At 73.9% G+C, this 5,589-nt stretch carries 4 protein-coding genes; 2 read left to right on the top strand and 2 right to left on the bottom strand.

What is annotated here, in order from left to right; genetic code table 11:
- Positions 1–61: 61 nt before the first annotated feature.
- Positions 62–1,378: a 3-oxoacyl-ACP reductase gene (locus tag AB8Z36_RS28595; protein ID WP_369216276.1), complete on the bottom strand. Its 1,317-nt coding sequence runs from the start codon at positions 1,376–1,378 to the stop codon at positions 62–64.
- An 81-nt stretch (positions 1,379–1,459) separates the two neighbouring features.
- Between AB8Z36_RS28595 and AB8Z36_RS28590 the strand changes: the two genes are divergently transcribed.
- Together AB8Z36_RS28590 and AB8Z36_RS28585 are read left to right on the top strand one after the other, a co-directional pair.
- On the top strand, positions 1,460–2,740 hold the full coding sequence (locus tag AB8Z36_RS28590) for an acetyl-CoA C-acetyltransferase (RefSeq protein WP_440582019.1): 1,281 nt from the start codon (positions 1,460–1,462) through the stop codon (positions 2,738–2,740).
- Positions 2,741–2,853: 113 nt separating this feature from the next.
- Positions 2,854–4,452: an alpha/beta hydrolase gene (locus tag AB8Z36_RS28585; RefSeq protein ID WP_369216274.1), complete on the top strand. Its 1,599-nt coding sequence runs from the start codon at positions 2,854–2,856 to the stop codon at positions 4,450–4,452.
- Positions 4,453–4,498: 46 nt separating this feature from the next.
- Here AB8Z36_RS28585 and AB8Z36_RS28580 read toward each other — a convergent pair whose 3' ends face one another.
- A complete protein-coding gene (locus AB8Z36_RS28580) occupies positions 4,499–5,359 on the bottom strand; it encodes a helix-turn-helix transcriptional regulator (protein WP_369216273.1) in 861 nt (286 codons plus the stop codon).
- Between the last annotated feature and the right edge of the window lie 230 nt (positions 5,360–5,589).

Here is a 5,589-nt window from a genome sequence, read left to right as displayed (position 1 = left end):
GGTGGGAGACATCCGCCGCGGAGCGGCGGGACAGGACCCCGCACCAGGCGCCCCCGCCAGCTCACGCGCCGAGCAAACTCTGCCCACAAACCCGTATSACCTGCGCGTTCACCCCTCCCTGCGCCAGCCACGCCGTGGCTTCGGCCACGTCCACCGGCAGACCCCCTTGCGCGAGGGAGTTCATCCGGCGGCCCGCCTCCCGGATCAGCAGCGGAACCGCCGCCGTCATCTTCGTCTCGATGAAACCGGGCGCGACCCCGTTCACCGTGACCCCGTGTTCCGCCAGCGCCCGGGGCCCGAGCGAGCGGACCAGGCCCACCACCCCCGCCTTGCTCGCCGCGTAGTTCGTCTGGCCCGCGTTGCCCGCGATCCCGGCGATGGAGGCGGTGGCGACGACGCGCCCGCCGGGGGGTATCGCCCCGGCCTTGAGCAGCGCGTCCGTCGTGGTGAGGACGGAGGCGAGATTGACGTCGAGGACCGGGTCCCAGCGGTCCCGCCCCATGTTCGCCAGCTTCCGGTCCCGCGTGATGCCCGCGTTGTGGACGAGGACGTCGAGGCCGCCCCCCGGCGCCGCCGCCGCGATCCGTTCCCCGGCGTCGGCGGCGGTGATGTCCAGCGGCAGGGCCGTACCGCCGAGCCGTTCCGCGACCCGCCGCAACTCCGCCGCCGCGGACGGCACATCGAGGACGACGACCTCGGCGCCGTCCCGTACGAGCACCTCCGCCACGGCCGCGCCGATGCCCCGCGCGGCCCCGGTCACCAGGGCCGTACGCCCGGTCAGCGGCCGTTCCGGGTCCGTGGGGCCCGCCACCGCCTCGCAGGGGCCCGTCTCGATCACCTGCCCGGTGACGTACGCCGACTTGGGGGAGAGCAGGAACCGCAGGGTCGACTCGGCCGACGCGATGGGCCCCGGCACCCGTACGAGCGAGGCGGTGCGGCCCCGCCCCAGCTCCTTGGCCAGGGAGCGCACGAACCCCTCAAGCGCCTGCTGCGCGGCGGCCTGGTGGTGGTCGGCCGGGTCGGGCGGGGTGCCGAGGACCACGACCCGGCCGTGGTCCGCCACGGACCGCACCACCGGGTGCAGCGCCGCGTGCACGCCGGAGAGCGACGCCACGTCCGCCACGCCCGTGGCGTCCAGGACAACGGACGCGGGCGCGCCGCCAGTTGAGTCGGAGACCGCGTGGCCCGCCGCCGCGAGCAGGTCCCGTACGTCGTCGCCGTGGCGTGAGGTGCCCGCCGTCAGCAGGAGCAGCTCCCCGTCGAGCCGCCGGTGCTCCGGCGACCAGCGGCGCAGCGGCGTCGGCTGCGGGAGGCCCAGGCGGCGGGTGAGGAAACGGCCGGGCGCCGTGGCGGTGAAGTTCAGGTAGCGGTCGGCCATTGTCCAACTCCCGGCTCGGTCGTAAATTTACTTCGGAGTAAGGTTACTCAAGAGTCAGGAGTTGGTCGAGACATGCGAGCCATGAGACTGCCCGACGTGCGCCGCGTCGCCGTGCTCGGCGGCAGCCGGATTCCCTTCGCCCGCTCGGACGGTCCGTACGCGACCGCCGGAAACCAGGAGATGCTCACCGCCGCCGTCGACGGGCTCGTGGAGCGGTTCGGGCTGCGAGGTCCCGGCGCTGTCGGCGAGTTCGCCGCCGGAGCGGTGCTCAAGCACAGCCGCGACTTCAACCTCGCGCGTGAGTCCCTGCTCGGGTCGGCGCTCGACCCCCGTACGCCCGCCTACGACATCCAGCAGGCGTGCGGCACCGGACTCCAGGCCGTCGTCGCCGTCGCCAACAAGGTCATGCTCGGCCAGGTGGAGAGCGGGATCGCCGGTGGCGCCGACACCGCGAGCGACGCCCCGCTCGGAGTCAACGACGAACTGCGCCGCGTCCTCCTCGCCGCGCGGCGCGCCACCGGCAGGGGCGGTCGGCTCAAGGCGCTGGCCGGGGTGCGGCCCCGGCACCTGGTGCCGGACATCCCGCGCAACGCCGAACCCCGCACCGGGCTCTCGATGGGCGAGCACGCCGCCGTGACCGCCTGCGCCTGGGGCATCACCCGCGAGGCGCAGGACGAGCTCGCCGCGCTGAGCCACCAGCGGCTCGCCGCCGCGTACGAGCGGGGGCTGTTCCGCGATCTCGTCGTGCCGTTCCGCGGGCTGACCCGGGACCAGAACCTGCGGCCCGGCTCGACCCCGGAGCAACTGGCGCGCCTGAAGCCCGTCTTCGGCCTCGACCAGCCCGCGACGGCGACCATGACGGCGGGGAACTCGACGCCGTTGACCGATGGCGCGGCCGTCACGCTGCTCGGGAGCGAGGAGTGGGCGAGCGCGCGCGGACTTGAACCGCTCGCCCACCTCACCGCCTGCGAGACCGCCGCCGTCGACTTCGTGCGCGGTGACATCGCCGACGGGGAGGACGGGCTCCTGATGGCGCCCGCCCACGCCGTGCCGAGGATGCTTCGGCGCGCGGGGCTCGACCTCGCCGACTTCGACTTCGTGGAGGTCCACGAGGCCTTCGCCTCGCAGGTGCTCGCCACGCTCGCCGCCTGGGAGAAGCGGGGTCTCGGCACCGTCGACCGGGCGCGCCTCAACGTCGCCGGGTCCTCCCTCGCCACCGGACACCCCTTCGCCGCCACCGGGGCGCGCATCGTCGCGACCCTCGCCGCGCTCCTCGCCGAGCGGGGGCGCCCGGGGCGCGGGCTCATCTCCATCTGCGCGGCGGGCGGCCAGGGCGTGACCGCCATTCTTGAGCGGGACTGAGACACGGGAGGCTGTACCGAGCGTAGCCGGTGTGTGCGTACCGTCACCGTCGAACGGGCGGGCTCCGGAGTGGGCGCTTAGGGTGAGCGAGGGGCACACCCAGGGAGGTTGCCGTGCGCGGAGCTTGTGCACTCGCCGGCGTCGCCGTACTGGCCGTGGTGGGAGCGGGCGTGCCGACTCCGGCCGCTGTCGCCGCCGACGGCGGTCACGGAGGGCCCGACCTGTCGCGGTTCTACTCGCAGAAGATCGAATGGGCCGCCTGCGAGGGCGAGACCGAGGCCATGGCGGAAGGGGCGGGCGGCGCCAAGGACGTCAAGTGCGGGCACGTCGAGGTGCCCGTCGACTACGCCCGTCCCGCCGCCGGAACCGTCGACCTCGCGATGATCCGCATGAAGTCCAGCTCGACGGGGAAGCCGCGTGGCTCCCTGCTGCTGAACTTCGGCGGCCCCGGCGGGCCCGGGGTCTCCGCGCTCGCCGGATCGCAGAAGGACTTCTCCTTCCTCAGCAAGGAGTACGACGTCGTCTCCTTCGACCCCCGGGGCGTGGGCGAGAGCGCCCCGGTGACCTGCGGCGACACCGGAATGGGCGCCGGGGCGATCCAGGGCGGCCCGGGGACGGGCACCGACGACCCGGCGGCCGTACTAGCCGAACTGCGCAAGGACGCCGCGATCTGCGCGGAGAAGTCGGGCCCTGTCCTTGAGCACATGGGCACGGTCAACGTCTCGCGCGACCTCGACGTCATGCGCCAGGCCCTCGGCGACAAGAAGCTCAACTACCTCGGCTTCTCCTACGGGACGCGGATCGGCGCCGTCTACTCCGCCCAGTTCCCCAAGAACGTCGGACGCATGGTGCTCGACGGCGTGGACACGCTGACCGAGCCCATCGCCGAGCAGCAGCGCGTCACCGCGGAGGGCCGCCAGACCGCCCTCGACCACTTCCTGTCCTGGTGCACCCGGAACCCGGGCTGCGTCTTCGGCACCGACGCGCGGTCCGCGCGCCAGAGCATGCGGCAGATCATCGAGGACCTCGACAAGATGCCGCTCCAGGCCATGGACGGGGCGCAGTTCAGCGGCCAGGACGTCGTCGGCGTCCTGGGCCAGGCCCTCTACAGCAGGCAGGCCTGGCCCGCCCTCTCCCAGGCCCTCGGCGCGCTCCTCGCGGACGGCGACCCCCGGGCGCTGCTCCGGATGAGCGGCGGACTCGGCGGGGCGGTGCGCGGAGCCCTGCCCCCGGCTGTCCGTCGCGGGCGCGACGCGGTGCCCATGGACAACATGACGTCCGCCCTGATGGCCGTGAACTGCGCCGACGACCCCGACCGGCCGGACGCCGCGCGCATCGAGAAGGAGGTCGGACGGCTCCAGAGGGAGTTCGAGGAGGCCTCGCCCGTCTTCGGCAGGTCGATGCTGATGCCGGTGCTGCTCTGCTTCGGGCGGCCTCCGGGCACCGACTACATCCGCAAGTCCGTACGGGACGTCAGCTCGCCCGAGCTGCTGCTCGTCGGCACCCGCGGCGACCCCGCCACGCCCTACCGCTGGACCGTGGAGACCGCCCGGCGGCTCGGCTCCCAGGCGATCGTCCTGGACAACAAGGGCGACGGGCACACGGGTTACCTCGGCTCCAAGTGCGTGCACGACAAGGTGGACGGCTTCCTGCTGTACGGCGAGATGCCCGCGAACGGGAGCTCCTGCCCCGCGAATCCGGCGGAGGAGTGACCCCTTGGCCGGGCCGCCCGGCCAAGGAGTGCGGCCAGGCCCCCGGTCAGTCCTGGGGCGCCAGGCCCAGCATCGCCTTCTCGTCCGGCGTGTCCGGCTTGGCCTGGTAGACCACCATGCGCTGGCCGCCCGTCCTGGCCAGCGTCATCACCTCGTACGTGAGGGCCATCGCGCCCACCTCGGGGTGGTCGAAGGACTTGCTGCCGCCGCCGCGCTCGCACACGTCGTACCGCTCCCAGATGCGGGCGAAGTCCGGTGACTTGAGCAGCAGTTCGCCGACCAGGTTCGCGAGGCGCGGTGAGTCGGTGTCGGCGCCGCCGACCGCGCGCAGATGCGCCACGGAGGTGGCGACCGTCTCCTCCCAGGGGCGGTAGAGCACCCGGCCCACCGGGTGCAGGAAGAGGTACCGGGTGACGTTGCGCTGCTCGGCGGGCCAGTCCCAGAGGCCGGGGAGGAGAGCCTTGCCGGGGGCGTTGGCGGCCAGCATGTAGCTGTACCTGCTCACCACGTACGCGGGGAGCGGGGCGAGCGCCTCCAGCATCCGCAGGGTGGAGGCGCGGACCGTGTCGTCGGCGGTGGGGTGCGGTTCGGTGAGGCGGCCCGAGGCCAGCTCGGCCAGTTCGTACAGGCGCTCATGGGTGTCGCCGGACAGCCGCAGCGCGCGGGCCAGGGCGTCGATGACGGCGGGCGAGGGGTTGTTCTCGCGGCCCCGCTCCAGACGGGTGTAGTAGTCGACGCTCACTCCGGCGAGCGTCGCCAGCTCCTCGCGGCGCAGGCCCGGGGTGCGGCGCAGGCCCGTGCCCGCGGGGAGGCCCGCCTCGGCGGGGGTGACGCGGGCCCTGCGGGCGCGGAGGTATCTGCCGAGTTCCGTGCCGCCGGGCGCCTTCACCGTGCTGTCCGTCGTCATGGCGCCATTGTCCCCCGCCGCCCGCCGCGGCCGGGGGGCCGTGTCAGGGCCAGGAACGTCCCGGCCTGCCGCCGGAGCCCGGAACGGCGGAGAGTGTGGGGTGTCGCGGGTGGCCCGGCCGTCGTGGTCCAGGGGGTGCGCCTGTCACCGGTCCGCGACCCCGACGCCCACGCCACCCGCGCACCACCTGCCGCACCGAGCACCACCAGCCTCGCTGCGCACTGTCCGCC

Origin of the sequence: Streptomyces flavofungini (assembly GCF_041028215.1) — a bacterium.
GTDB lineage: Bacteria > Actinomycetota > Actinomycetes > Streptomycetales > Streptomycetaceae > Streptomyces > Streptomyces flavofungini_B.
Note: the sequence above shows the minus strand (reverse complement) of the source record. Positions and strands in the feature narration are given on the sequence as shown.

Coding starts and splice junctions, on each gene's coding strand:
- AB8Z36_RS28580 (WP_369216273.1), bottom strand. CDS start 5,359: ATGACGACGGACAGCACGGTGAAGGCGCCCGGCGGCACGGAACTCGGC.
- AB8Z36_RS28590 (WP_440582019.1), top strand. CDS start 1,460: ATGAGACTGCCCGACGTGCGCCGCGTCGCCGTGCTCGGCGGCAGCCGG.